Annotated in this window: 23 protein-coding genes and 1 pseudogene; 20 read left to right on the top strand and 4 right to left on the bottom strand. The window is 24.9% G+C overall.

Features of this window, described 5'->3' with window-relative positions:
• The first annotated feature begins 482 nt into the window (after positions 1 to 482).
• The 3 genes from KYD98_RS08745 (at position 483) to KYD98_RS08735 (ending at position 3,391) form a co-directional block, all read left to right on the top strand.
• Positions 483 to 1,229, top strand: a complete 747-nt coding sequence (locus tag KYD98_RS08745; RefSeq protein ID WP_219779278.1) for an alpha/beta fold hydrolase — start codon at positions 483 to 485, stop codon at positions 1,227 to 1,229.
• Positions 1,230 to 1,569: 340 nt separating this feature from the next.
• The gene (locus KYD98_RS08740) at positions 1,570 to 2,484 is read left to right on the top strand and encodes a class I SAM-dependent methyltransferase (protein WP_219779291.1); all 915 of its coding nucleotides are present in this window, start codon (positions 1,570 to 1,572) and stop codon (positions 2,482 to 2,484) included.
• Positions 2,485 to 2,737: 253 nt separating this feature from the next.
• Positions 2,738 to 3,391 (top strand): FadR/GntR family transcriptional regulator, encoded by a 654-nt coding sequence (locus tag KYD98_RS08735; protein WP_219779276.1) that lies wholly within the window; start codon positions 2,738 to 2,740, stop codon positions 3,389 to 3,391.
• A gap of 57 nt (positions 3,392 to 3,448) precedes the next feature.
• On the opposite strand, the gene KYD98_RS08730 is transcribed toward KYD98_RS08735, so the two are convergent.
• Positions 3,449 to 4,660, bottom strand: a complete 1,212-nt coding sequence (locus KYD98_RS08730) for a CynX/NimT family MFS transporter (RefSeq protein WP_219779275.1) — start codon at positions 4,658 to 4,660, stop codon at positions 3,449 to 3,451.
• A gap of 197 nt (positions 4,661 to 4,857) precedes the next feature.
• Between KYD98_RS08730 and KYD98_RS08725 the strand changes: the two genes are divergently transcribed.
• From KYD98_RS08725 to KYD98_RS08695, 8 genes and pseudogenes are all read left to right on the top strand, one after another.
• Positions 4,858 to 5,421 carry a nitroreductase family protein gene (locus KYD98_RS08725; RefSeq protein ID WP_219779274.1) on the top strand — a complete coding sequence of 188 codons (564 nt, stop codon included), beginning with the start codon at positions 4,858 to 4,860 and terminating at the stop codon, positions 5,419 to 5,421.
• Positions 5,422 to 6,068: 647 nt separating this feature from the next.
• Entirely contained in the window at positions 6,069 to 6,725 is a 657-nt protein-coding gene (locus KYD98_RS08720) for a hypothetical protein (RefSeq protein ID WP_219779273.1), read from the top strand.
• Between the two features lie 121 nt (positions 6,726 to 6,846).
• A complete protein-coding gene (locus KYD98_RS08715) occupies positions 6,847 to 7,830 on the top strand; it encodes an alpha/beta fold hydrolase (protein WP_219779271.1) in 984 nt (327 codons plus the stop codon).
• A gap of 272 nt (positions 7,831 to 8,102) precedes the next feature.
• Positions 8,103 to 8,582, top strand: coding sequence for an NUDIX domain-containing protein (locus KYD98_RS08710; protein ID WP_219779269.1), 480 nt, complete (start codon positions 8,103 to 8,105; stop codon positions 8,580 to 8,582).
• A 77-nt stretch (positions 8,583 to 8,659) separates the two neighbouring features.
• Positions 8,660 to 8,818: pseudogene (locus KYD98_RS18185) on the top strand (N-acetyltransferase); the annotation flags it as partial.
• Positions 8,819 to 9,009: 191 nt separating this feature from the next.
• Positions 9,010 to 9,813: a DUF4097 family beta strand repeat-containing protein gene (locus KYD98_RS08705; protein WP_219779268.1), complete on the top strand. Its 804-nt coding sequence runs from the start codon at positions 9,010 to 9,012 to the stop codon at positions 9,811 to 9,813.
• Between the two features lie 483 nt (positions 9,814 to 10,296).
• Positions 10,297 to 10,857 (top strand): sigma-70 family RNA polymerase sigma factor, encoded by a 561-nt coding sequence (locus KYD98_RS08700; RefSeq protein ID WP_219779266.1) that lies wholly within the window; start codon positions 10,297 to 10,299, stop codon positions 10,855 to 10,857.
• Entirely contained in the window at positions 10,847 to 11,923 is a 1,077-nt protein-coding gene (locus KYD98_RS08695) for a DUF4179 domain-containing protein (protein ID WP_219779264.1), read from the top strand. The genes KYD98_RS08700 and KYD98_RS08695 overlap by 11 nt, the downstream gene beginning before the upstream one ends.
• A gap of 102 nt (positions 11,924 to 12,025) precedes the next feature.
• Here KYD98_RS08695 and KYD98_RS08690 read toward each other — a convergent pair whose 3' ends face one another.
• On the bottom strand, positions 12,026 to 13,033 hold the full coding sequence (locus tag KYD98_RS08690) for an EamA family transporter (RefSeq protein WP_219779263.1): 1,008 nt from the start codon (positions 13,031 to 13,033) through the stop codon (positions 12,026 to 12,028).
• A gap of 621 nt (positions 13,034 to 13,654) precedes the next feature.
• Between KYD98_RS08690 and KYD98_RS08685 the strand changes: the two genes are divergently transcribed.
• From KYD98_RS08685 to KYD98_RS08660, 6 genes are all read left to right on the top strand, one after another.
• Positions 13,655 to 14,344: a hypothetical protein gene (locus tag KYD98_RS08685; RefSeq protein WP_219779261.1), complete on the top strand. Its 690-nt coding sequence runs from the start codon at positions 13,655 to 13,657 to the stop codon at positions 14,342 to 14,344.
• Between the two features lie 239 nt (positions 14,345 to 14,583).
• Positions 14,584 to 15,159 carry a cupin domain-containing protein gene (locus tag KYD98_RS08680; RefSeq protein ID WP_219779260.1) on the top strand — a complete coding sequence of 192 codons (576 nt, stop codon included), beginning with the start codon at positions 14,584 to 14,586 and terminating at the stop codon, positions 15,157 to 15,159.
• Positions 15,160 to 16,401: 1,242 nt separating this feature from the next.
• Positions 16,402 to 17,262: a metallophosphoesterase gene (locus KYD98_RS08675; protein ID WP_258049697.1), complete on the top strand. Its 861-nt coding sequence runs from the start codon at positions 16,402 to 16,404 to the stop codon at positions 17,260 to 17,262.
• Positions 17,263 to 17,570: 308 nt separating this feature from the next.
• Positions 17,571 to 17,912 (top strand): hypothetical protein, encoded by a 342-nt coding sequence (locus KYD98_RS08670; RefSeq protein WP_219779257.1) that lies wholly within the window; start codon positions 17,571 to 17,573, stop codon positions 17,910 to 17,912.
• A gap of 115 nt (positions 17,913 to 18,027) precedes the next feature.
• Positions 18,028 to 18,528 (top strand): DUF5673 domain-containing protein, encoded by a 501-nt coding sequence (locus tag KYD98_RS08665; RefSeq protein WP_258049696.1) that lies wholly within the window; start codon positions 18,028 to 18,030, stop codon positions 18,526 to 18,528.
• Between the two features lie 480 nt (positions 18,529 to 19,008).
• Positions 19,009 to 19,443, top strand: a complete 435-nt coding sequence (locus KYD98_RS08660; RefSeq protein ID WP_219779255.1) for a hypothetical protein — start codon at positions 19,009 to 19,011, stop codon at positions 19,441 to 19,443.
• A gap of 132 nt (positions 19,444 to 19,575) precedes the next feature.
• On the opposite strand, the gene KYD98_RS08655 is transcribed toward KYD98_RS08660, so the two are convergent.
• On the bottom strand, positions 19,576 to 20,160 hold the full coding sequence (locus KYD98_RS08655) for a hypothetical protein (protein ID WP_219779253.1): 585 nt from the start codon (positions 20,158 to 20,160) through the stop codon (positions 19,576 to 19,578).
• A gap of 432 nt (positions 20,161 to 20,592) precedes the next feature.
• Between KYD98_RS08655 and KYD98_RS18510 the strand changes: the two genes are divergently transcribed.
• Positions 20,593 to 20,850, top strand: a complete 258-nt coding sequence (locus KYD98_RS18510) for an ABC transporter transmembrane domain-containing protein (RefSeq protein ID WP_219779287.1) — start codon at positions 20,593 to 20,595, stop codon at positions 20,848 to 20,850.
• A gap of 332 nt (positions 20,851 to 21,182) precedes the next feature.
• Complete coding sequence (locus tag KYD98_RS08645) at positions 21,183 to 21,359, top strand: hypothetical protein (protein ID WP_219779252.1); 177 nt, start codon at positions 21,183 to 21,185, stop codon at positions 21,357 to 21,359.
• Between the two features lie 265 nt (positions 21,360 to 21,624).
• Here KYD98_RS08645 and KYD98_RS08640 read toward each other — a convergent pair whose 3' ends face one another.
• A complete protein-coding gene (locus KYD98_RS08640; protein WP_219779250.1) occupies positions 21,625 to 22,248 on the bottom strand; it encodes an MntP/YtaF family protein in 624 nt (207 codons plus the stop codon).
• A gap of 419 nt (positions 22,249 to 22,667) precedes the next feature.
• Between KYD98_RS08640 and leuA the strand changes: the two genes are divergently transcribed.
• Positions 22,668 to 24,341: a 2-isopropylmalate synthase gene (gene leuA, locus KYD98_RS08635; protein WP_219779249.1), complete on the top strand. Its 1,674-nt coding sequence runs from the start codon at positions 22,668 to 22,670 to the stop codon at positions 24,339 to 24,341.
• Positions 24,342 to 24,406: the final 65 nt, after the last annotated feature.

Raw genomic sequence — 24,406 nt, 5'->3', positions numbered from 1 at the left:
AAGGTTTATATACAATAAAGAAATATTAGATAAGTAAATGTTAAAGAAACCACCGCGCTAGCGGTTTAGTGCTATTCAAAAAATTGGATTTGTGATTTTTTATTACTCAATATTAAGAAAGTGTACAAGTTAGTTAGACCACTAAACATTATAAGAAGATGAAGTAGATGCTCTTAGGAAAAAAGAAAGTAATTAATATTTTATAAACGCTTAGGATTTAATTATCTTAGGTGTTTTTTACGTAATTTAAAAAGATGCACAATCTGTAAATTTTATATAGTAACTAAAAAATAGTTCTTTGAATAGTGTGATATAATACAATACATAACAGTAATTTGTTATAAGTTAATAAATTATGAGAAAGGTGGCATTAGTATGGGGATTTTTAATAGACTTTAATAGTCTATATGTAGAATGAAACACTAATTCTCCCATGTAGACTATATGAAAAATTTATTATGTTTATAATTGGGAGGTAAAAAATGTCTTATTTTGAGTATAAAAATTATAATATTTATTATAAAGAATATGGTAAAGGTATACCGTTACTTTTAATACATGGTGATTCAGCGTCTTCAAAGATGTTTATTCCAGAGTTAAAATTCTATTCTAAAAATTTTAGAGTAATTACGTTAGATTTAGTTGGTCAAGGAAAATCAAAGAGAGTATCTGAATTACCATTAAATTATTGGCATTTTAATGCTATGCTAATTATTGAATTATGTAAGCATATAGGTATAAGTAATGTGAATCTATTAGGTACAAGCGGGGGAGCTATTGTTGCATTAAATGCAGTGTTAGAAGAACCTAAGTTATTTAATAAGATAATTGCAGATAGTTTTTTAGGTGAAAAGATATCTTATGAGTTTGCTCAAAAAATTATAGATGATAGAGAAAAAGCAAAACATAAATTGAGTTCAAAGTTGTTTTGGTTTGTTATGCACGGACGTGATTGGGAATATGTTATTGATCAAAATACTGATTTAATTAACAATTTTTCGAAAAAGATAAGTTATTTTTATAATAACAGTGTAAGTAATATAGAAAATGAAATTATTATTACAGGAAGCAAGAAAGATAATTTAATACCTAATATTCAAAGTATATTAGAAAATATGAATTCAAAAATACAAAATTCTAAATTAGTTCTTTTTGAAAAAGGAAATCATCCAGCAATGTTTAGTAATAGTAAAGAATTTAGAAAATTAGTTTTAAATTTTTTTAGTTAGATTTATCTTAATAGATTTTACTAAGATGCATAATAAAAGTAAATAGAAGTTTTAAATATCACAGTATTCATTTTTAATTTTGAATAATGTGATATTTTTAATTTACGTTATAATTGATTCATAATAATAAGATTATGCGAAGTAATGATTATTTAAATAATCATTCATAAATCAAATATATATTTTTATATGTCATTATATTAAAAAAACGTCACTATAAATGTGACATTTTTCTAAATTTTTTGTTTTTATTATATCCAGCATACCATAAAACGTGAAAAATGTCAATGCTTGTAATATATTTAATAAATTGGTATTAATTATTAGAGGTGATAATTTTATGGAACAAAAAAGTATGACTGCACTCATAAGTGCATTTTCAAGAGCATATCATTCAATACAAAATACAGAGAAAGTTTTTGATGATTATTTAGCAAAAGATATTCTAACTCAGAATGAATATGAACAAATTGCTAGTAATATGTCAAAAGGTATCAAATTTTTCAATCCATCATTTGATGGAACACAAGATGAAGCATTACGCTTTATTGTTGATAATCAGTTATCTCCAACTCCAATTGGTAGAGCAGCATTTACAGAAAGGTTACTTGAAAATGCAGTAAAAATTGGTGTAAAGCAATATTTGATTTTTGCTGCTGGGTATGATACATTTGCATATCGTCAGCCTGATTGGGCAAGAAATATTCAAATATTTGAACTTGACCATCCTTTAACTGGTGAAGATAAGCAAAAGCGTATTCAAAAAGTAATGACAGAAATACCTTCTAATCTACACTATATACCTATTGATTTTACGGAAAAGACTTGGGAAAGAAATATAATTAAATGTTCTCAATTTGAGCAAAGTAAAGTAAGTTTTTGCAGTTTACTTGGGGTGAATTACTATTTGAGTAAGAAAGATTTTGCATATGCAATTAATACTATTTCAAGTATTGTGCCAAAAGGCAGTAGCATTGTTTTTGATTATCAAGATGAAGATACGTATACTCAAAAGGCAGGTGAAAGAGTTAAAAAGCAAATTGAGCTTACTAGTGCATCAAATGAAAAAATGCTTGCAAGTTATTCTTATTCAGAGCTAGAAAAACTATTGGCTGATAGCAATTTCTTAATTTATGAACATTTAACACCAAATGAAATAACTAAGCAGTATTTCAAAAAATATAACCAAGCAAATCCAGAGCATCCTATAAAAGCATTTGATAATGTGAATTATTGCTTGGCAGTTAAGAAATAAAAGCAAAATTGAAGAGATTAGTATCCTTGCTTAATTAATATATTTTTAGAAAAGATAACTTCTTATCTTCTTATATTCATATGTTGATAAAAATATAACTTCTTTTAATTTTGAATATTAGTTTTAATAAACAATTAAACTATTTTTATAGCAAATATAATATCAAATTTATTGTTTGCATAATAATATTCGTCTATAATATATAGTAAATATAACTATTTTATTTTTTGAAATTTATAGGAGATAAATTTAGATGAGTATAAATAAGCCAATTCGAGTATCATTAACTAAACAAATAGCAGATGAATTTGAAAATGCAATTTTACGAGGGGATTGGAAAGTTGGAGAAAAAATTCCTTCTGAACCTGAATTGTGTACCCAATTTAATGTAAGTAGAAATACTATTAGAGAAGCTCTTCAATCATTAATTCAAGCTAGTGTTTTATCGTCACGTCAAGGTTCAGGAACTTATGTTATAGCAAGTAGTAGATTTGAAGCGAATATGAAAGAGATGTTAACAAAATCTAGTGTTAATGAGATAGCAGAAGTTAGATGGTTCCTAGAAAAACAAATTGTACGTTTAGCTGCAGAAAGATGTAATGAAAATGATATTAGGAATATGAAAGAAGCTTTATTAGAAAGAAACACTATTAAAGATACTGTAAAGGAAAATTCTGTTGCAGACCTAAAGTTTCATATAGAGATTACAAAAGCTTGTCATAACTCTATTTTTTATGATTTATACAAAAGTATTTCTAAGTATATTCAAACTGAAATACATAATAAAAATCTTAAAAACTTAGATGAAAATAAAATAGATAATTTTCATATAGAGTTATTTGAAAATATATCTTCTCATAATCCTGATAAAGCATCTAATACAATAGAAAAAATATTAAATCTATAAATAAAATGCTATACTATATCAAAAGTAAATTTGATATAGTATAGCATCTTTATGTTTTTAACACTTTTCTACAGTTAAGTCTTCTAAAAAGTCATCTACAACTTCATTTTTCCCGCACTTTAATCCGCATCCAATTAATAATAAAATACAGAAATTTAGTATTATTAAGGGAATCATCCATGATGATGTAAAATCAAAAATAAATCCTAGCATAAAAGGACCAATTGCAGCAAATGCATATCCAGCTGATTGAGCCATTCCAGAAAGTTCAGTTGCTTTTTTATCATTTGGAGAACGAAGAGCTATAAATGCAATAGCAAGACTAATACTTCCACCCATACCAATACCTACAAAAATAAGTGAAATGATTATTAATGAAGTTGATTTGAAAACCATAAGAAAAATCATTCCTACAAAATATATTGCAGATGATAGAGTAGCTATTCCTCTTTGATTTTTAAACTTATCAGCTATTATGGGAAATAATAGAGTAGCTGGAAGTCCTACTAACTGAAATAAAAAAGACATAGTACCGGCAAATTCAGAACTCATTCCTTTTGAAATTATAATTGATGGTAACCATGCAACTAAGCAATAAAATATTAGGGATTGGATTCCCATAAACAAAGTAACCCACCAAGCAAGAGGAGATTTCCAAATAGATGAATTTTGTTTGTTTTCAGTATTATTGTTAGACATTTTAACTTGATTATTATTTTTAAGTTGTGGTATCCAAATAAACACAGTTATTAATGTTAGTATTGACCATATGCATAATGAATTTCTCCAACTTAAGTTGAATTTATTTACTAATGGTACACTTATACCAGATCCTACCGCTGCTAAAATACACATGCTTGTTGTATAAATACTTGTAATTACCCCTGTATTTTTTGAGAATTTTAGCTTTATAATACTTGGAATTAAAACATTACCTATAGCAATTCCAATTCCTATAATAGCAGTACCTAAAAATAATCCTAATGCATTTGTATAAGAACGTATTAGCTCTCCGATAAATATGAATGCTAGACCACCCATCATTGTTTTCCCATATCCTAGCTTAGAATTTATTTTAGAAACAAACGGTGAAAAAATAGCAAATATAATAAGAGGTACTGTTGTAATAAAGCCTGCAATACTATTACTTAAATTAAATTGGCCTTTTATTAAATTTATTATAGATCCAACGGAAGTAATTGGCGCTCTTAAATTAAAAGATATGAAAATTATTCCTAAAATTAAAAATATTTTTGTTGATTTTTTCATTTAAATCCTTCTTTCTTTCAATTAACTTGTCCAATCATTGGACAAGTTAATTATAATAATATATAATTCAAAAGTCAATAAAAATGATATCCTTTGAAAACTGAATAATGTGATGCTTATAAAGTATGTTATAATTAGTGCATTATCGTAAATTATTATGAAGATTGTAGATTTGGTACTAATTGAGGAGGGCTAATATGGATGTAATAAAAGCAATAGAAGAGCGTAGAAGTATAAGAAAATTCCAAGATAAAACAGTATCAAAAGAGATAATAGAAAAAGTTTTAGAATTAGCAACTAAAGCGCCTTCAGGGAAAAATCGTCAACCATGGAGGTTTATTGTCTTACAAGATAGAAGAAAAGAAGAATTGGTAAGCCTTATGAAGTGCTCCTTAAATAGAGATAAGGAACAGAATAAGTCTACTGGCAGTTTTGAGTTAAGTATTAATTCAATCAATGAAGCGTCAGCAGTAGTTTTAGTATTTAATACATTTTCTAATTTTGAAGAAGACTATAATCATTATAGATTGCTTACTGATACTCAATCAATTGGTGCTGCTATACAAACACTACTTTTAGCAGCACAGGATTTTAAATTAGGAACTCTTTGGATTTGTGATATATTTCATTGTGACAAAGAAATATGTTCATGGTTAAATATTAAAGATGAAATTGTAGCAGCAGTAGCAATTGGATACCCCAACCAATCACCATATCCAAGACCACGAAAATTGCTAGATAAAGTTATAAAATGGATATAAATTTTATTTAATTTTATTAATACATGAAATTCTTAGATCATGTATTAATAAAATTAAATAACAGGTTGTAAAGTCTCATTATTCAAGAGATTGAATTTGCGATTTTTTTACTGCTCAATACTAAGAAAGTCTACAAGTTAACAGTTTAAGCTTAACATGAGATGCACAATAAAATATCCTTATAGCTATAATTTTGATTGTGTAGCTATAAGGATATTTTTAACTTTTAATAATGTTATAAAAATAGTTACTGAAAATGTAACTAGCAATGTTACAAGATAGATTAGTAAGCTAAAATATTTTTAGAGAAGACAACTTCTTATCTTCTTATATTCATATGTTGATAAAAAGATAACTTCTCTTAATTTTAAATACTAGTTTTGCTAAAGAATTTAAGATTATCTTAGGACAAAAGAAGGTAACTAATATTTTTAGAAGCACTTAGGATTTAATTGTCTTATGTGTTTTTTTATATGCAATTTTATTAAAGCGCATAGTATTTAAATTTGATATAACAATTAATAAAATGATTTTTGAAAATTGAATAATTTAGTATTTATAAAATATGTTATAATCAACACATAATGGTAAATAAGTGAGATAATAATAATTCATAGTAATTATTTATTTAAAGGGGTTAAAATTATATGAAAAAAATAATATTAACAATGTTAATCATGTTATTAACTACAATCCTGATAGTTGGATATAGTAATCTTAGTAAAAATAAATCTGAAAATTTACAAGTTACAGCAAATAAAACAATTGGAAGCATTAATAATAGTACAAATGATAACATTCCACTTGAGCCTACTACGCCACAATGGTCATTGGAACAGATTACAGGAGCATCAATGGCAGAGATTGATTATGCATCAGGTGATATTGTGATATTTCATGGATATTTTGGTCTTTTTGTATATGATTTAAATAAATTAAAGATTATTCGTAGTTTAGATTTGAAACCAATTCATTGTAATTATACGCAAGGAGATTCATATTGTAATGTAGATGTGAGTAAAGATGGTAATACTGTACAATTACATGCTAATGATAGTAAAAAAATGTACGTATATTCTGTATGTGATAATACTTTATGTGAAACAAACTATAGTCCTATGGAAAATTCTTTTCAATGTCAACTTGTAAATATAGAAAAAGCTGTTGGTAAGCGTAATGGAACTTTTAGTTATTATGCAGTTGAATTTGATTCTGGAGAATATGGTTATTTAACTTCAGATGATGAAACGCTTGGAACATTAGATTATATACGTGATAATAAGATATACAAATTATTTAAATAAATGGCTATGTTTTAAGTGAATGTTGATTTTTTAGTATAAAGCCCATGGACGGGGGATTTGCTTTAAGAACTCTAAAATGACCATTAATAATTTTTTTAGTCATAAAAGGAGAATTGGAATTATGAAAAATAAGACCAGTAGATTAATTTATTTTGAGGAATATGCGCCCATTAATGGTATAAAACAATATATATTTCATGCTGGTACAAAGTATGATAATCCAGTAATGTTGTTTTTACACGGTGGGCCAGGTTTTGCAGAATCAACGCTTTCATATATTTTTCAGGAAAAATGGGAAGAAATTTTTACAGTAGTTCATTGGGATCAGCGTGGAGCAGGAAAAACGTTAACTAAAAATCCAGATGAATGTGTTACAATTGATTTATTAATAAAGGATTTATTTGAAATTATTCAATACTTAAAAAGAAAATATAATAAACAAAAGATAATTATATTTGGACATTCTTGGGGAACTGTTTTGGGAAGCATATTTATAAAAAAATATCCAGAAGAAGTAGCTTGTTATATTGGAGTTGGGCAAGTTATAAGTATGTTTGAGAATGAACGTGTTGGTTACGAAAAAGTTAAAGAATTAGCATTGCTAGCTAATGATAAAAAATCTCTAAAAGAGCTTGAAGCTTTAGGCAATTATCCAGGTGATAATCATGGTATTGCATTTAAGAAAAAATCTGAGAAACTACGTGCAGTTCAAGGTAAATATAATTTAGCTGCTAAGGGGAATCTTTCTGTAATTATAGGCTTAATTAAAAGTCCTATTTTTAAGTTATCGGATATTTCTGCATTGATAAAAATGGATAAATCAAATAAAGAAGTAATAGAGTTTTGGAGTAATTTTGATATAAGATTAGAAACGGTAGAATATAAAGTTCCAATTTATTATATTCTAGGTGAAAATGATTGGCAAACCCCTTATGTTATTGCTGAAGAATACTTTAAAAAAATTAATGCACCGTATAAAAAATTATATTTAATACCTAGGGCTGGACATATGACAATGATAGATCAACCTAACTTATTTTTTGATGCGTTGGTAGACATTAGTAAAAAAGAGAAAAAGCAAAGTAGATCCATAACAGTAATATAACTTTGATTAACAGAAGAAGTAGTAGATTACATTAGAGAAAAATAAGGTAATTAATATTTTTATAAGCACTTAGGATTTAATTGTCTTAGGTGTTTTTTATATGCAATTCATTAAAATATATAATATTTAGAAATGATTTAGCAAGTAATAAAAATAATTTTTGAAAATTGAATAATGTGATATTTACAAAATATGCTATAATCGATTTAGTACAGTAATTTATGATGTCAATAATTTTTACATGATGTAGATAAATGTTAGGGAGGTAAAAAATGAGTATTAGAAGTACAGCAAAAGCGATTATTATAAATAATAATAAAATTTTATTAAACAAGTGTTTTGATGAGAAGAATGGGGATTATTACTCATTACCAGGTGGAGGACAACATACAGATGAAACTTTACATGAAGCTACTATAAGAGAATGTCTTGAAGAAACAGGATACAATGTTATTCCAGTAAGATTTTCTGCCTTATATGAGGAAATATGCGATAATCCTAAATTTCGAGAGTTATATCCAGAATATATTCATAAAATGTATCATATTTTTATATGTAAATTAAAAAATGATAAAACTGTTGAACCAACAGAAATAGATGATATGCAAATTAAAAGTGAGTGGATTGATATTAATGATTTAAACAAAATATATTTATTACCTAGTTTTTTAAATGATAATATTTTAAAAATGATAAATAGTGAAACTCCTCAGTTTTTTGGTTCTGAACATATACCATATAATCATGGTTAAAAATATTTTTACAATTAAAGTAGCTATGGTATTTTAATAGGGTGTAAGTATAATCTATAAAATAAAATATGTAATTTGAAAATATAGCTATAGAAAGAGGATGTAAGCTAATTCATTTAGATACATTTGATTTTCAAGCAAAAGATTTTTATATAAAACAAGGATATGAAATTTTTGGAGTACTAAATAACTGTCTAGAAGATGATAAAAGATATTATATGAAAAAGGATATATAAAGATTATATATAATTTAAGGGGAAATAAAATGACTGAAATACAAATGTGGAATGAATATATTAAAACAAGAGTGAATGTGCGATTTTTTTACACAATGTTAAAAAGTGTATAATTTAATGAACAAACTTTATTGGAACTTATATAATTAAAGTAGATAAATAAGCTTTATTGTGTTTAAGGGGTAATGATAATGAAAAAGATATTAATTTTAATTATTGCAGGAATATTATTAATTTCATCTATAGGATGTAACATTAATTCTAAACAAAAAAACATTACATCTAATCAAGAAATTGAAACTTTAAATGAAAAGAAAGTTATAGATGAAAAAGTTAATCTTGATAATGTAACTGATATTGATATAGAAATCTGTGCAGCAAAGGCATCTATTAAGAGTTATGATGGGGAAGATGTAAGAGTGACAGGTGAACTTTATGAAAAAAGTAATGATATTGATATAAATAAAGATGGTAATAAAATTCAAATAATTGAAAAAAGGGATAAATTAAAAGGTCTTGATATTGATGCTGAAAATGATGTATCTAAGTTTGATATTTTAGTTCCCTCAAAATTTAATGGAAATTTTATATTTAAGCAGAAAGCAGGAACGGCTGATATAAAAGGAATAAAGGTTAAAAATATTGCTTTTACTGGTGATTCAGTAAAAGCAATATGTGAAAGTATTAAATTTGATAAGTTAAATCTAAGTTCAGGGGCTGGAGAATTTGATTTAAATTTAAAGGAAAAGTGTGGAGACATTGAAATTAAGGGAGGAGTGGGAAAATTAAATCTTAAAATGGCAGAAGTGGGAGGAAATCTTAAATATGAAGGAGGAGTAGGTGATATTAACATTACAATACCTAAAAATTCTCCAGTTAAGTTATTAGCAGAAAAAGGTCTTGGACATTGCAATATTGATGCTAAAACATCAGGTGAGGAAACTTATACTTTTGATTTAGAAGTTGGGGTTGGGTCAATAAATGTACGAAATTAGATTGAGGCAATCCTAAAAATGAAGAAAAGTAATTAATATTTTTAGAAACACTTAGGATTTAATTATCTTAGGTGTTTTTTATATGTAATTCTAAAAAAGTGTACAATATGTAGATTTAATATTGAAATTAAAGAGTTAAAAGGATTAAAAAAAGTGTAGATAAACCTAAGATTGATAATATGGGAGAATATGATATATTGAATAATTTATTAATAGGTTCACTAATGGTGATTACTTATTAATATTTATTATATAACTATTACATACAAATATGATAAATAGAGGTAATTTGCTGTTATAATTTATATGTAATAGAAAAAATGAGTTTAATCTACATAACATTGTTTTGGTACGTATTAATAAAGTAAATGAATAGGTCTAAACTAAAAAATTGAAACTTTATCACATTCTTCAAAGTCTAATGTGTGTAACATTGATATCAATAGAAAATGTTAACACTCATAAAGGAGAGATAAGAAAGGCATGGCTACTATGAAATCAAAAATACTTAATTTAAAAATAGATGATGAAACTCGTCTAATAAAAAAGTCCATAGCTGGAGATAAGCAGTGTTTTAGTGAGCTTATAAGAAAATATAAGATTTATCTGTTTAAAACAGCCTATACTTATGTAAAAAATGAAGAGGATGCAATAGAAATATTACAGGAATGCACTTATAGAGCTATGATTGGCATAGGGAAGCTTAAGAAATCTGAATATTTTAAAACATGGATAACTAGGATAGTTATAAATTGTTCTTTGGATTTTATAAACAAAGGTAACACTGTATATTCAATAAATAATGAAGTGAATATAAATACTATGAATATATCTATAGATGAAAAATTAGATTTATATAATGCCATAGATTTATTAAGAGATAACTATAAAACTGCAATTATTTTAAAATATTTTAATGATATGACCATAAAAAATATCGCAAGAGTAATGGAAGCACCAGAAAATACAGTTAAAACTTATTTAAGAAGAGCCAAGGAGAGTCTTAGTAAGATTTTAAAGGAGGATTACTTAAATGAACAATAATGAATTTTTTAATATAAAAATTACTGAAAGTCTTGAAAAAGCTATGGATAATGCTATAGATAAAGGTATAGAAAGAGCTTCTAGTGAGATAAAACCTAAAAAAATTAAGAAAAGAAAAATAGCAATTGGAATTACAGCAGCGTGTATTAGTTTTGTAGTTAGCTTTGGAGTTATAAATCCAGCTTTTGCTGCAAAATTACCTATAATCGGAACTGTATTTAAAGCAATTGAAAAAAATATTGAGTTTCCAGGAGATTACTCTCAATATGCTACATCGTTAAATGAAGTTGTATCAGATAATGGAATAAAGATTACTTTATCTGATATTTTATGTGATGGTGAAGAATTATATGTAACATATAAAGTGGAAAGCAAAGAACCTTTTAGATATGAGAAAGAAGGAGATGAACCATTAGACAGTGATCAACTTTTGGAAAATGAAGCATCTCATAAGGTTAGCTTTTCTGAAAAGGAATTAGTTATGGATGCGATTGGTGGATTAGATGGAAAATTTATAGATGAACATACATTTATAGGTATGAAAAAATATTATCTAAAGTTCTTGGATAAAGAAATACCTGACAGCTTTAATTTTGAGGTTAAAATAACTTCAATAGGAACTCATGTTTTTTATAATAATCCTAAGAATCAATTTTTTTATGGAAATTGGGCATTTAAGGTGCCGGTTAAAGTAGATAAATCTATAAGCAAAAATATAAATGTTAATTATAAAACAGATAATGGATTTTCTCTAGAGTCTATTATAATTACGCCTTTTAATGTGGTAATAAATAGCACTACTCCAGATTATGAATATTATGATATGAAAGTAATTGATGATAATAATAGAGAACTTGATTTTACTAATAGTGGATCACTTAATGATAATAAGAAAATAACTTATTTCAATGCTTTACCTAAAGATTGTAAGAGCTTAAGAGTTATTATATATAGAGATAAACTAGAGGAAAAAGAAACAATAAAAAATCTAGATGGTAGCTCTGAAACCACCTATGAGGATGTAGGGAATGAAATTTTTCTTGATAAAACTATAAGCATAGAGTAAAGTATATTCAAAAATATATCCCAAGAGAACATTTAATATCAATGTTCTCTTGAGATTTTTAAAGTTATAAGTAATGTTAAAAGTGTTATCACTTACTAAAAATTAATTAACTTTTTTTCTACTTTTAGCTTTAATGGTATCACCTATAATAACTAAACTAGTACCTAAGAATATTATAGTGCAGCCTAATAATACATTAGGTGAAATAGTTTGTGAAAAAGGAGGTAACATCAATATAATAGGTATCCAAAGTACATAAGTAATATTTAAAATCATTGCTGGAGCAACACTTATATATTTCATTGAAACATACCATAAAATATATGAAGCACCACCTATAAATGAACCTATTATAAATGTAGGTAATACAAGTGATTTATTAATATATGCAAACATATCTGAATATTGAATTCCACTATAAAATTCAATTATATATGAATATTCTCCACTTATAAGTAAAAATACTAACAAACATATTCCTAATATAACAATTGAATAAATATGTCTTATAGTGATTGTTACAATTGGATTTATATCATCTTTAATTAATTTATAACCAAATATAGCTTCTAATCCCCAACCAAAAGCAGGTATCAGTGCTATTATATATACAATTAAACTAACTGTTTGTAATTGATAAGTTGCCATAACCCCTAAAACAGCCATTATACCACCAATTATTTTTAATTTTGGTAATTTTTCTTTAAAGACTAAAAATGATGTTACTGCACCAACTACAGGATATAATGCTGAAAATGCTCCTGCAACTGGGGCTGATATGGCACTGGCAATTGCATAAGGTATTAACCCAAATGGTCCTGCTAATATAGCTGCTGGAATTACTCCAAATCCTTTTTGTGAGAATAATACACTTTTAAATTCATTAAGTAAATTCTTTTTACTTATTAAAATTAGCTCAAATACAATATTAAAAAATAAATCTACCAATGAAATTAAAATAGTAGTAATTATAATTAACATTACTCCATTTAAACTTAAAAGATCTCCTTTTGCATTAGCATACAAATTTAACACTGTATAGAGTATTATCGTATATAATCCCCATGTCAATCCAGAAAATAAGCCTATTGTATTTCCTTTTTTAATCAAGATCCATCCACTCTCCTCATTTGTTGTTTAAAATATAGCCTTTATTTAATAATTATTTTTAAATTCACTAAATGATATTTTTATAAAATAATAGAGTTCATTATTTGAACATTACATATAAAATAGCATATTAATTTTTCATTGTCAATGTATCATGATAGTATTTTTAGAAATGATAATTTATACATTGTAATCAATATAATAATTATTAATATTATGTACAAAAAATATATAGAAAATTTATTATTTGGATATAATATAATAGAAATTAAAATTATGAACTCTAGAAATAGAGTTCTTTTTATAATTTTGAAAAATAAATTAATCAAGTTTTGCAAGTGCCACTTGTTAAAGAATAATCAAAAAATAACAAGTCCATATGCCTAAAAGTAACAGGATATTGCAGAGTATTAAGAATAAACAAAAAGAGAATTTATTAAGATAAGTTGCAAATGTAAAAACATATATGGAAAAATTGAAATAAGAAAGGAAGGTGAAAACCGTTATAAATTTACTAATATTAAAAAATTGGAGTAATCTTATGACAGAACAATTTGAGTTAAATAAGGAATAAATCTTTAAATATTAGATTTTAGTAGATTTTATGTAACGGTGTTTTATTTGGATAATTATAAAGGAAGAGTAAAAAGATATTTAAAAACATTTACTATAATAATTATATTAGCTATTTTATGTATATTATTTTTATGGATAGGTAAAGGTGGAGAATATAAATTATATTATTCAGCAATAGGATGTCTATTAGGGGGAGTGGTTGGAGGTACAGGAACTTTAATAGCTGTTGTTATAAGTACAGAAGAAACAAGAAAAATTCAACAAGAAAATAAGAAAGCTATAATGTATAAAGATTATTTGGAAGATGTAAAAAGAAATAAACCAATATTAATATTAAAAGAACAAGATTTAGGAAATGATTATGTTAAAGAAGTGAGATTTAGCGTTGGGACAATATATAATACAAATGTAAATTTATATGAAATAAAAAATGTAGGAATAGGGATTGCTAAAGATATAAAAATAAGTGTAATAACTAAAAATAATTCTAATATTAGTGAATTCTATATCAATTTATTGGAAAAAGATGGAGTTATAAAAGATTATTCAATAAGAAGCTCTCAAGGAAATAGAATAGAGGGAATTGTAGAAAAAATAAAAATAGAATGTAAAGATATTTTTGATAATTTATATTGCACAATTTATGATGTAGAGGAGTTTAAAATTCAACATCAGGTATATTTAAAAATAACCAAAATTGAACATAATAAAAAAATTAAAATAAATAGTATTTAAATTAACAGTGACAATTAGGTACTAAAGCCAATCACCATATCTAAGACCACGAAAGTTACTAAATAAAGTTCTAAAATAGATGTAAACTTTATTTATTTATGTAATACATAAATTTTTTAGATTATAAATTTTATAAATGAGTATCTTTTAAAAAACGAATTATTGATAGCTAATATGGAACATTTACAAAACCTAAAACATATGATAATTCTGAAATAATATATAAAGGAAGAAATAAGATGAATAATTCTAGAATGTATACATCTGAGTATTATTCAAATAGCCCATACCATATATATAATAATAATTGGGATTATCCTAGTCCTCATTTTAAGGCTGTTCCATATACTACACTTTTTGATGATACAGAGTGTGGATTAAGATTTGATTCCTCAAAATTAGAAATAAGCAGCAATCAAATTGTATTAAAAGATTATGGTCCACAACCTTTAGTAATTAATATTGATAAAGCTACCAAGCAAAACAATAATTTTCGTACTGGTTTATGGACAGGGGAACATTTTCAAGTTACCTTAATGAGTATCAATGTTGGTGATGATATTGGTTTAGAGGTTCATCCAAATACGGATCAGTTTATACGTATTGAAGAAGGACAAGGTCTTGTTAAAATGGGAAGAAGTAAAGAAATATTAGATTTTCAAGCAAATGCTCATGATGACTTTGCAATTATCATACCTGCTGGTATGTGGCACAATATTATAAATACAGGTAATAAACCACTTAAAGTATATGCTATATATGCACCACCTGAACACTCTTATGGTGTGGTTGATGTGACTAAACCAGTTGAATAATTTGTTCAAGCAACTAGGAAATAATAAGAATAAATAATGTCTAACCATATATCAATTGATATCAGAGGGTTAGACTTTTTTATTAAATAAAGTTAAAATATTTATTTTCCATCTAGGGATATTTTATTAAAATTTTATTCTTTAAGATTTGTATTAAATTTCGATAATAAAATTATAATTACTATACGGTAAAGTTAGAATAGTAATTAAATATGTGTTTGTTGGAGGGAGATTATAATGGAAAATGGATATATTGCAATATTTTCTGCTTTCGTAGGTGCGTTTGTTTGTATTTTAGCTGCCATTAACAAAGTGAAAAAATAAAAGTTTCTTGATATTTATATAATAAAGAATGTATTTTTTAAGACTTGAACATAGTACATTTACAAAATATGATATAATTAATATTAGAATAGAAGATAAATGGATGTTAATATGAAGTATTAGAGGTGTATGATGAATAGAAAGAAAATAGTACTGTTTACAAAGATTCTCTATTCCATATTTATAATATGGACAATAATTTCATTTATTATTATTTATAGTAATATAAATAATAATATAGTTTCAAAATTTGTAATTGGATATGCACTATTTGCTTTCTTTATGTTATTTTATATTCCTATAATTACTATATTTAATGCAAGAAATTTAAAATGGAATTATTTAAAAAACGTATTGAATAAATTTATTTTTTTGTTTATAACAATTTTTGTTGTTAATTGTGCTTTTGATTATATTTTTAAAAGTTCTAATATAGAGGTTTTTAAATCGTTTTATCATGCTTTAGGTTTATCTTTTGGTTTGGCTTTCATGGATATTATATTCTTGAAAAAAGAAAAGGATTAGAATAGTTTAATGTATAAAGTTTTAATAATATGTATAAGTAAAAATGGCTAACATACTGAAATATCACATTTTCATTTTGGATAATGTGGTATTTTTTTTGTTTTATAAGTTTAAAAACAATGAAATATAAGTAATCATGGTACAGAAATTTTAACTAGTTTAGTTAATAGGGTAAGATTAAAGGTATTCTTAAAAAATTTAAGTAATTCTATTCTTATAAAACATAGCATAATTTTAATAAAGGAAAATAGTAAGTTTTAAAGTATATATTGCAATAATAAATCTACATCTAAAAATTTGTAAGAAGAAATAAACTTACAAATAATCTTTATGTGAAAATATAATTGCAACATATAATAATGCTAGATAAAATCTATGTTCTGTGAGGTTAATATGATTAAAAAGATACCAAGAAAAGTTGTTAAGCTATTATCTATTATAATGTTTATTATTGGATTTATATTTTTTTGTATCTGGCAAAATAATAGTATTACGATTTCAAAATATAATTATGTCAATTCTAAGATACCACAGAATTTTAACAATTTTACCATAGCTCATGTTTCTGATTTGCACAATAAAATGTTTGGAAAAGATCAAATTAAGTTATTAAATAAAGTCAAGAGCATTTCTCCAGATATAATTGTTATTACAGGTGATTTGGTAGACAGGCGTAAATATAATTTAGACACTGCTTTAATGTTTATTTCAGGTGCTGTAAAAATCTCTCCTGTATATTATGTTTCAGGTAATCATGAGGCTTGGTCTGGAAAATTTCCTTTGATAAAAGAAAAACTTATAGACATGGGTGTTCATATTCTTGATGATAAATCATTTAAACTTTCAAATGGTAGTAGTTCAATACATTTATTGGGTTTATCTGACCCAGATTTTCTTACATATAACTATAGAGATGGTACAGATACTAGTAAAATGGAAGAACAATTAAATATGTGGTCAACTGATAAAAATTTTAAAATCTTACTTTCTCATAGGCCTGAACTCTTCCATTTGTATGTTCAAAATAATATGGACTTGATTTTTACAGGACATGCACATGGTGGACAATTTAGAATTCCTGGTATAGGGGGAGTGGTTGCTCCTGATCAAGGAATATTTCCTAATTATACAGGTGGAAGCTACAATAAAGGTTTATCTACAATGTTTGTAAGCAGAGGACTAGGTAACAGTATTTTCCCTATAAGAATTTTTAATAGACCAGAAATCATTAAAGTAACATTAAAAACACAATAAATGAAATACACTATGTTTTAAGTGAATGTTGATATTGTAATATAAAGCTCATGGACAGAGGAATTTACTTTAAGAACACTAAAATAAAGCTTAGTCCAATTAATGCATGCTCCCACTCAAAGATTGCGGACAAGCAATTAATTGTACAAATCTTTATTAAGAGTTCTAAAAAGCAAATTCCAATGCCAGTTCGCCCTTATACTACAATATCAACATTGTTTTAAAACATAGTCATAAAATAAACACTAGTCATATATTATTATGTTTTATCATATACATAATAATGATTTATGATGGGAGATGGTGTTGTGAAGAAAAACTTATTTACAAGGGATCTAACAATTATTTTATTTATTGTTTCTATAATTGAATTTTTTATGTTGCTAATAAATATTAAGGTTCCATCTATAATGTTAATAATATCTACTATATTGATATTTGGTATTACTATATTGGAAGCTATCAAAACACAGGTTTTCAAGAAGTTATTATATCCATTAATTGCAGTTTACTTTCTTGTGGCAATCCCAATTATAAAGGGATTAATATCTAATAATATTTTGTTTATAGCCATAGTAATAGCAAGTTTTATTATTACTATGATGTTTTTATATAATGATTTATTAAAATTAAATAAAGAAAAGTTCTAAATAAATATGTTATAATTTGATCATATTTGCAAGTAAATACATTTAACTTAAAGCTATGTTTTAAAATATCAACATTCACTTAAAACATAGCATAATTTAAAAGGCGGTGAAGTGATTGAATTACTTTTCTTTAGGGACAATTTTTTCTATAATACTAATTATTTTTGTAACAGGTTTATTATTAACAGATTTATATGCAGCATACCATCATGGAAAATGTGTTATAAAAGTAAAAAAAAACAAGAAGTTAACTATTTTCTGGATTGTGATGTTAATAATATGGTTTATATTACTCTTGTCTAATATAAGTTTTTATATTAGTTATGAGAAAAATCATATTATTTATAATGTTTTAACAGATATATTTTGGATAGAATTTTCAATCTCAAATATAATAAAAGCATTAAGAAGTTTAGAAATAAGAGAAAATGGAATATATAAATGTGGTTATTTTTATAAATGGTCTAAAATTAAGAGTTATAATTGGATATCATCAAATACAATTCAATTTAAAGCAAATGCATTTTTAAAAACTCATAAAAATATTGAAATGACTATAAAAGAGGAATTTAAATTAATAGTAGATGAAGTAATACAAAAAAACATTACTTTATAATATACTATGACTATAAATTCTTACTAATAAGTATTTATAGATATCATTTAAAATAAACTGCACTCTGGTTAAGTAATACAGTAGAAGTACTGTTATAAAGTTTACTTAATGGAGTGTTTTTTTATTATCATTTTAGCAACATTTAGAATGTATTTATCTTAGGTACTTTTTCATTTCTGCTTATTTTTAGCTGCAATACAATTCTAACCATTTTATCCCCTTAAATATAATTTAAGTAAAGATACCCATAAATTAGACGATAATAACAGATATAACTGTAAAAAAGATGAAAATAATAGTTTTTATGTAGGATAATATTCAATATTAATAGAAATTTTTATTAGTAATTAATGTAAAATATATGAAGTAATTTATGAGTAAAAAGTTAGAAGAATCGGATCAAAATTAAATTAATAAAAAAGAGTAATCACAAACTTTGACCAGTTTTTGTGATAGCTCTGTAAATATAAGGAGATAATTATGGAAGATAAATTTAATGAGAATCTACCGGAACCAGAATTAATTACTAAAAGTAGAAAGATTTTAGATATTATACAAGCTGTATTAATAGGTTTTAGAGTTATAATGATTTTATTTTGTGTTATATTGTCAATTATGGGGGAAGAAGATATGAGAGGAAATGCCATAAAATTAGTTATAGAAATAGGTGTAATATGTGTCTTTTTACATATTATCAAAAATGGAAAAAAGCAAATTGCTATACTGCCTTTACTAGGAGGAATTAAATCTATAGTTGAAGTTTTTAGTCTGTCTGATAGTAGTATTATTGTTACATTTATAAGTTACTGTTTAGTATTTATGGTATTTTTTCAGATTTCATCTATGCTCTATATTCTTTATAGTAAAAAAATTGAATTTTATTGTCATTATGTTTTATATAATAGGAATAATTAAAAATAGCTCTGTAAATAATTTTGTGTAAACTGAATAAAATAAACTCCTTCTTGTAATAATTTGTTATCTTAATTATTACAAGAAGGAGTTTTTTATCGAATTGAATATGCTTTTTGTTTATTTTATTATAAATTAATTATTAATTTTTTGTGATAAGGCCAAAATAAATGTTTTAAAAGATTCTTGGCTAAGAATATTACAATAATATAATTCTCTAGTATTAAAATAAAATGAACTTTTATTTTTTAAAGCTATCTTAATTTCATCAGCAGTCTTATTAATTTTAAGCTTTTTTATGTCATTATGAGTGATTCGAATTCTTGCATCATATTCGACATTAATTTCTTTACCAAATTCATATGGTACAAAGTACATTTCATCATTACCAAATATAATGAAAAAGCTTGTACTTTCATAATGAGAAAAATGTCTATAACCAGTTAATAGACGTATAGCATCATCTTTTAGACCCTCTTTTAACATATCAGTAGTATTTTGTAATGTTTGTGCTGCAATAATTTCATATGTATAACTATTTTCTGTTACTTTTGCAATTATGGCTTTAATTTGGCTTAGATAATCAATTTTTTCAGAACTGTTTATTATTGCATCTCTACGTTTTTTAACAAAGATTAAAAAAGTTGCAATAAATGCTATTATAATGAATGGTATAATAATAAGTATAATTTTTCCTTCTGGTGTCATTTCTGGTGTCATTTGTTAGTTCTCCTTTCAAAAATATACCATCACATTATATCATAAATGGAATATATTTTAAAAGTTTTATAAATTTAACTTGTCATTATGTTTTATATAATAAGAATAATTAAAAATGTTAAAGCTTAAAGTTTATTAAAATAACTATACTTGTGCAGTGATTTGGATATATGTTCCAAAAAGCCAACATTCTATTATTTTTAAGCATAAATTTTAGAATTAAATAGATTTTAACTTGTTATATTTGAAAAATAAACCAAATTTATACAAAGGATTGAGTAGAGTATATCTGAAATCTATTATTTGATATTTAATAAACCTTGATTTTAAGCCAGTTGGTAAAATTACTCAATTTAGTACACAAGTCAAGTAAAATAAGTGACGTAATTAATAAAGTTACAAATAAATCTAATATATTGTATGTTTTAAAGTATAAATATAGTTTTAGACCATAACGAAATAGTTAAACCTATTATATTAATACTTTTAGCAATAACAATATTAAGGGTTTTATTAGTATATGTTAAGGAATATATTTATGATATAGCTAGTAGTAAGGTTCATGAAGAAATAAAAGATGATTTATTTACTCATATACAGGATTTAGAATTCAAATATTTTGATGATATGAATACTGGAAAACTTATGTCAAGAATAGGTTGGATACTGAAACAATTTGGGAAACCATAGCATTTCACTTAAGATTTATAGGATTAAAGGTTGTATGCATAGTATTTGTGATAAGATCGAAGAATTATTGAATCTGACAATCATGAAGAATTAATAAATAAGAAAATTATTTATGGTATTAAATTTCATAAGTTTAATATTAATTATAGTATTAATAATTTTTATATTTATTTAAATGTTTAAATTAAACTTAATTATAAAGTGTTTTTTTATGAAAAAAGTAAGATAAGTATAAATAATTAATGGTTTTATTTGTTAAGTTAAAAATTTTGAATAAACTTATTTCAATAGGACAATATAATAGGGTAATAATTTTAAAGGAGGTAATCAATATGGCAGGAAAAGCACAAGATTTTGTAAATCAAGGAATGGGTACTGTTCAAACTGCTGTAAATTCATTACAACAAGCTATGAATAAGGCAGAAAAACAACAAAATAAAGATGTAATTCAAAATGCTATTAATAATCTTAATAGTGCATGTAGTTCTTTATCAAATTATAAAGACTAACATAGTTTAAAACATTAAAAAGTTTAGACTTAACTGGTATTTTTAGTTAAGTCTAAACTTTTTTTGTGACTTAATTAATAATATCTAGTTATAAGCATACATATTATAAATTTTTATATAAATTTATAATTGTAGTGGTAAGTTATATCATTTATAAATTTTTTAAGATTTATATAAATTAATAAACTTTATTGAAACTTAGATATTAGAAAAGTTAATAGATTTTTAGTTTAAAATTCATACTAGTAAATATAATTTAATTATTTTATACAAAATATTGATAAACTCCTAGAATAATTACTGTAAATCCACATATCAAGTAAGAGTATTTAGTAATGAATTTTGAAAAAGAAGTTTTACTTAAATATTCTCCGACAATAATAGATAATATAGTAATTATAAAATTAAAGAAAACACTAATAGGTATATTTATTCCAATAAGTCCTCCTAAAATGCCAAATCCTAAATTATTTTTTGAAAGATTTAGTGACAATAATAGAGAGTTTTTAAAACTTATATTGTTGGAATTAGCAACTTTAGAAAAATCTCCTTCGTTTAAAATAACACTAAAGTTAGATGTATTTTCTACATAATAATAAGTATCTTTTCCTAAACTCTTTTTTTGCATTCTTATATATTCTACAAAGAAGTAAATCCCTATAAATATTAAGACAACACATCCAAACAAAACTAAAATTTCATTTAATAAAAACTTTTTAATAAAAACTCCTAAATACATCGAACAAAATGTTGAAATTGTTGTAATAATTGAAATGATTATAATTTGAAATTTGCTAATAGGTATCTTTTTTATTCCTTGAAAGTTTGAAATTCTAAAAGTATCTAAGTTTGATGAAATTGATAGTAATAATGGAGAAAAAAATTCCATATCGTACTCCAAAAAACATTGATTTAATATAGTATATTCTTATTAATCAAAAATGACTAAAAAATAGGTCTATTAACAAATAAATAAAAATATATTAAAATAATTAATAAAACATATAATAAAAGTCATATTTATTTTACATATAGTTAAAAATATGGTAAGATAATTCTAATTATTATTATATGTAAGTTATTTGTAATTAAAAAATAATATTAAAGAGGTGATTTAGGTGGGGTTAAGAAAGTAGACAAAAAAATTATATTTATTATAAAAATATATGGAATAATTGAGGGACTGCTTCTCTGTTTTTAAATTGATTTATATTTTAGGCATAATCAAAAAAATAATTAGGGTATTTTGTACTCATTATTTTTATTCATATGCCTTATAACACTTATTTAATTTGGGGAGATGATAAAATGTTAAATTATAAAAAATATAAAAGATTTGAAACAGTTAAGTTGGAAAATAGAAAATGGCCTAATAACGAAATAAAGAAGTCACCTATCTGGTGTAGTGTTGATTTAAGAGATGGAAACCAAGCTCTTATAAATCCAATGACGGTAGATGAAAAATTAGAAATGTTTAAATTACTTGTAAAACTTGGTTTTAAGGAGATTGAGGTAGGTTTTCCATCAGCATCTCAAATAGAATATGATTTTTTAAGAAGATTAATTGATGAAAATCATGTGCCAGATGATGTTGTATTACAAGTTTTAACACAGGCTAGACCTCATTTAATAACTAAAACTTTTGAATCACTAAAGGGGCTAAAAAAAGCTATTGTTCATATATACAATTCAACATCAGTACTTCAAAGAGATGTTGTTTTTAATATGAGTAAAGAAGAGATTAAAAAAATTGCTGTAGAGGGAACTGAATTAGTAAAAGAGTATTCTAAAAATTTTGATGGAGAGATATTACTAGAATATTCTCCAGAAAGTTTTACTGGCACAGAAGTGGAATATGCTTTAGAAATATGTGAAGCGGTGGCAGATGTATGGGAAGCCAGTAAAGATAAAAAAATAATTATAAATCTTCCATCAACAGTACAAATGGACACTCCTAATATATTTGCAGATCAAATAGAATGGATGTGTAGAAATTTTAAAGATAGGGAAAGAATCATTGTAAGTGTACATCCTCATAATGATAGGGGAACTGGAGTTGCAGATGCAGAATTAGCTCTTTTAGCAGGAGCAGATAGGGTTGAAGGAACTTTATTTGGAAATGGAGAAAGAACAGGAAATGTTGATATTTTAAATATAGCATATAATATGTTTTCACATGGAGTTAATCCAAATTTAAATATAGAAAATGTCAATGAGATTATTGATGTATGTGAGAGATGCGTTAAAATTCCAGTACATGTAAGACATCCATATGCGGGAAAACTTGTCTTTACAGCTTTTTCAGGCTCACATCAAGATGCTATTAATAAAGGCATGGACAAGTATAAGGAAAGAGAAAACAACATATGGGAAGTTCCATATTTGCCAGTTGATCCAAGTGATTTAGGAAGAGAATATGAAGCTTTAGTTAGAATAAATAGTCAATCTGGTAAAGGTGGAGTTGCTTTTGTTATGGATCATTGCTTTGGATTTAAGCTTCCTAAAATGATGCAAAAAGAGTTTTCAGATATAATACAAAAGTTATCAGAAGAAAAAGGTGAAATTGCACCTGATGAAATAATGGAACAATTCACTAAGGAATACTTAGATATTGAAAAACCATTTAAGTTAGTTAGTTGTATAATTACTGATATAGATGCTGAAGATTCCAAAGAAAATACTAAGGTTGATGTATTATTGATATACAAAGGGGATGAATTTAAACTTCAAGGCTTTGGCAATGGACCAATAGATTCATTAAAAAGAGCTTTAGTTTCAAGTAAATTAATAGATACTAGAATAATAGATTATAAAGAGCATGCTTTAAGTACTGGATCAGAGGCAAAAGCTGCTGCATACGTGTATATGGAAAGAAATGATACACATGAAAAAACTTTTGGTGTAGGTGTTAATAGCAATATTACAAGAGCTTCAATAAAATCAATATTTAGTGCTCTTAACCGTCTATATTCAAAAAAATAGACTATGTTTTAAGTGGATATTTATACTACAATATTAACACTTTTTTTAAACATAATCTAAAAATT

This window comes from Clostridium weizhouense (assembly GCF_019431045.1).
Taxonomy (GTDB): domain Bacteria; phylum Bacillota; class Clostridia; order Clostridiales; family Clostridiaceae; genus Clostridium; species Clostridium weizhouense.
The sequence above is the reverse complement of the archived record's forward strand: the minus strand, read 5'-3'. Positions and strand labels throughout refer to the sequence as shown.

Coding starts and splice junctions, on each gene's coding strand:
- KYD98_RS08745 (WP_219779278.1), top strand. CDS start 483: ATGTCTTATTTTGAGTATAAAAATTATAATATTTATTATAAAGAATAT.
- KYD98_RS08740 (WP_219779291.1), top strand. CDS start 1,570: ATGGAACAAAAAAGTATGACTGCACTCATAAGTGCATTTTCAAGAGCA.
- KYD98_RS08735 (WP_219779276.1), top strand. CDS start 2,738: ATGAGTATAAATAAGCCAATTCGAGTATCATTAACTAAACAAATAGCA.
- KYD98_RS08730 (WP_219779275.1), bottom strand. CDS start 4,660: ATGAAAAAATCAACAAAAATATTTTTAATTTTAGGAATAATTTTCATA.
- KYD98_RS08725 (WP_219779274.1), top strand. CDS start 4,858: ATGGATGTAATAAAAGCAATAGAAGAGCGTAGAAGTATAAGAAAATTC.
- KYD98_RS08720 (WP_219779273.1), top strand. CDS start 6,069: ATGAAAAAAATAATATTAACAATGTTAATCATGTTATTAACTACAATC.
- KYD98_RS08715 (WP_219779271.1), top strand. CDS start 6,847: ATGAAAAATAAGACCAGTAGATTAATTTATTTTGAGGAATATGCGCCC.
- KYD98_RS08710 (WP_219779269.1), top strand. CDS start 8,103: ATGAGTATTAGAAGTACAGCAAAAGCGATTATTATAAATAATAATAAA.
- KYD98_RS08705 (WP_219779268.1), top strand. CDS start 9,010: ATGAAAAAGATATTAATTTTAATTATTGCAGGAATATTATTAATTTCA.
- KYD98_RS08700 (WP_219779266.1), top strand. CDS start 10,297: ATGGCTACTATGAAATCAAAAATACTTAATTTAAAAATAGATGATGAA.
- KYD98_RS08695 (WP_219779264.1), top strand. CDS start 10,847: ATGAACAATAATGAATTTTTTAATATAAAAATTACTGAAAGTCTTGAA.
- KYD98_RS08680 (WP_219779260.1), top strand. CDS start 14,584: ATGAATAATTCTAGAATGTATACATCTGAGTATTATTCAAATAGCCCA.
- KYD98_RS08675 (WP_258049697.1), top strand. CDS start 16,402: ATGATTAAAAAGATACCAAGAAAAGTTGTTAAGCTATTATCTATTATA.
- KYD98_RS08660 (WP_219779255.1), top strand. CDS start 19,009: ATGGAAGATAAATTTAATGAGAATCTACCGGAACCAGAATTAATTACT.
- KYD98_RS08655 (WP_219779253.1), bottom strand. CDS start 20,160: ATGACACCAGAAATGACACCAGAAGGAAAAATTATACTTATTATTATA.
- KYD98_RS08645 (WP_219779252.1), top strand. CDS start 21,183: ATGGCAGGAAAAGCACAAGATTTTGTAAATCAAGGAATGGGTACTGTT.
- KYD98_RS08640 (WP_219779250.1), bottom strand. CDS start 22,248: ATGGAATTTTTTTCTCCATTATTACTATCAATTTCATCAAACTTAGAT.
- leuA (WP_219779249.1), top strand. CDS start 22,668: ATGTTAAATTATAAAAAATATAAAAGATTTGAAACAGTTAAGTTGGAA.